The organism is Streptomyces ossamyceticus, from assembly GCF_001418475.1.
Lineage (GTDB): Bacteria > Actinomycetota > Actinomycetes > Streptomycetales > Streptomycetaceae > Streptomyces > Streptomyces ossamyceticus.
In genome coordinates this window covers 1-2,999 of the sequence record NZ_LIQX01000818.1, presented here as the reverse complement: position 1 = coordinate 2,999, position 2,999 = coordinate 1, and the positions used below count along the sequence as shown (strand labels likewise).

Annotated in this window: 2 protein-coding genes; one reads left to right on the top strand and one right to left on the bottom strand. The window is 71.3% G+C overall.

Annotated elements, in window-relative coordinates; translation table 11 throughout:
* Positions 1 to 1,595: LCP family protein (locus AOK15_RS39260; protein ID WP_055523782.1), on the top strand; the 1,595-nt coding region annotated here is incomplete at its 5' end.
* A 67-nt stretch (positions 1,596 to 1,662) separates the two neighbouring features.
* Here AOK15_RS39260 and AOK15_RS39255 read toward each other — a convergent pair.
* Entirely contained in the window at positions 1,663 to 2,691 is a 1,029-nt protein-coding gene (locus AOK15_RS39255; protein ID WP_055523780.1) for a glycosyltransferase family 2 protein, read from the bottom strand.
* Positions 2,692 to 2,999 lie beyond the last annotated feature (308 nt).

Sequence of the window (2,999 nt, the reverse complement as noted above, 5' to 3'; positions counted from 1 at the left end):
CGACGGACGGCTCGTCCGGCGACGACGGGAGCGCCAGAGTCCCGGAACAGCGGGGACGGGGCGGCGGCCGCCAGGGCGGCGCCGGAGGACGCAGGCGTGCCGGTACGGCCGCGCCGCGCAGGCGCAGGCGTGTGCTGCGCTGGTCGGCGACGGTGCTGGCGGTGGTGATACTCGGGACCGCGGGAGCCGGTTACCTCTACTACCGGCACCTGAACGGGAACATCAAGAAGGAGAAGCTCAACCTCGGCGACACGAAGATCGCCGAGCCCACTCCCAACGCGGCGGGCCAGACCCCGCTGAACATCCTGCTCATCGGCTCCGACGCGCGGGACACCAAGGAGAACCAGAAGCTCGGCGGCGCCCGGGAGACCTTCGGCGGCACCCCGCTCGCCGACGTCCAGATGCTGCTGCACCTGTCCGCCGACCGCAGCAACATGTCGGTGGTGAGCATGCCCCGCGACACGCTGCTCTCCATCCCCAAGTGCACCGACCCCGACGACGGCAAGGTGTACGCGGCGAGCAGCCGGGCGATGACCAACGAGTCGCTCGGCCGCGGCGGGCCCGGCTGCACGGTCGCCACCTGGCAGGAGCTGACCGGCATCCACATCGACCACTTCATGATGGTCGACTTCGCCGGTGTGGTCTCGATGGCCGACGCCATCGGCGGCGTACCGGTCTGCGTCACCGACAACATCGAGTCCCGGGACAGCCTGGGCCACGGCTCCGGCCTGAAGCTGGAGAAGGGCACCACGTACATCCAGGGCAAGCAGGCCCTGCAGTGGCTGCGCACCCGGTACGGCTTCGAGGACGGCAGCGACATCGCCCGCGCCAAGGCGCAGCACATGTACATGAACTCGATGGTCCGCGAGCTGCGCGACAACGCCACGATCACCAACCCCAACAAGCTGAGGCGGCTCGCCGAGGAGGCCACGACGGCCCTCACCGTCGACCCCGGCCTCGGTGACGTGGCGGCGCTCTACGACCTCAGCAAGGAACTGCGCAAGGTCGAGCCGGCCCGGATCACGATGACGACGATGCCGTTCACCTACGTCGGTGCGCGCGTGGTGCCCAAGGAGGGCGACGCGGAGAAGCTGTTCCGGCTGGTGCGCGAGGACATCGCCCTCGACGGCAAGGACGCCAAGAAGGCCACCTCCGAGGACCCGACCTCCGACGACCCCGCGGCGGCGGACGACGAGATCGGCGTGCTGGTGCAGAACGGCACCCTGACGTCCGCCCTCGGCGCGGCCCCCGGCCGGGCCCACACCGTCTCCCAGCTCCTCGTCCGCGAGGGCTTCGCCAAGGCGTCGGCGGACTCGACCACCGCCACCACCGAGGACAAGACGGTCGTGCGCTACCCGAGCGCCGAACTGGAGGGCGACGCCCAGGCGGTCGCCAAGGCGCTCGGCATCCCGCTCGGCCAGGTGGAGAAGTCGACGAACGTCAGCGGCGTCACGCTCGTCGTCGGCGCCGACTGGCGCGAGGGCGACGCGTACAAGGCCGAGAAGGAGGACGACAAGACCCCCAAGTCGGCGGACGCGCTGAACGGCGCCGACAAGGACGCCTGTATGAAGGTCGACCCGGACTTCACCTGGTAGTCCGGGAGCGTGTGTGGGGCCCCTCCCGAAGCTCGGGAGGGGCCCCACACGTACGCCTCGGTCCGGTTCAGCTCTCGGTGAGCACGGCCGGACGGCGGGACGCGATGACCTTTTTCGCCAGCGACTTCGGGCTGGTCAGGAAGCCGAAGCCCCACGACATGTGCATCGTGGCGAGGGCGAGGGGGATCTGCAGCCGTGCCTTGAGCGGCAGGCCCCTGCCCGCCGGGACCGAGCCCGCGACGATCGCCGCGAGATAGCCGCCGGGGACGACGAACCCGATCGGGGTGAGCAGCCCGCCCACCAGCAGACCGGCGGCTATGGCGCACACGGCGGTCGGCGGGGCGAGGTAGCGCAGGTTGATGGAGCCCTGGTGGTAGCGGGCGACGACATGGCGCCAGCGCCCGTAGTCCTTGTACTGCTTGGCCAGCGCCTTGACGCTGGGCCGGGGGCGGTAGGACACCTTCAGCTCCGGCGAGAACCAGATGAGGCCGCCGGCCTCCCTGATCCGGAAGTTCAGCTCCCAGTCCTGGGCGCGGATGAACTCCACGTTGTAGCCGTCCTGCCGCTCCAGCGCCTCGCGCCGGAAGACGCCCAGATAGACCGTCTCGGCCGGACCGGCCTGCCCGCCCGTGTGGAAGGCGGCGTTGCCCACGCCGATCTTCGAGGTCATGGCGGCGGCGACGGCGCGCTCCCAGTCGTTCTCGCCCTCGGCGTGCATGATGCCGCCGACGTTGTGCGCGCCGGTCTCCTCCAGGAGCCGTACGGCGGTGGCGATGTAGTTCGGCGAGAGCATGCCGTGGCCGTCGACGCGGACCACGATCGGATGGCGGGATGCCTTGATCGCGGCGTTCAGCGCGGCGGGGGTACGACCGGTGGGGTTCGGCACGGTGTGCACACGCGCGTCTTCGGCCACGAGCTGGGCCGCGATCTCGTCCGTCCGGTCCGTGGACGGACCGAGGGCGATCACGACCTCCATCTCGCCGGCGTACTCCTGCGCGAGGATCGCTTGGACGGCCCCGCGCAGATGCCGCTCCTCGTTGAGGACGGGCATGATCACAGACACGGCGGGGAGCCGCATGTCGGGCTTGGCGTTCATAGGGGGCTCACGTTACCGCGAACGGGGGACAGCGACGCGCGCCGCCCGGTCGCCGGTACGGGCCGCGCGGCGACTGCGCCTACGGTGCTCAGCGTTCCCCCCGTCTCCCCGACCGTGTCACGCGGAGGTGTCCCCCATGCCCGCACCGCCCCGCCGCCCCGCACGGCCGCAGCAGCCCAGGCCCCCGGTACGCCCGAGGAAGCGGGGCTGGGCCCTGCGGGTGGCGACCACGCTGCCGGTGGTGGTGCTGGCCGCCGCGGGGTTCGGGCACGCGGTGCTCACCGGCCTCGACGACAAGATCGCGCGCG

What these genes read in the sequence shown, in the direction of transcription:
- AOK15_RS39255 (WP_055523780.1), bottom strand. Translation starts at nt 2,691, where the DNA reads ATGAACGCCAAGCCCGACATGCGGCTCCCCGCCGTGTCTGTGATCATG.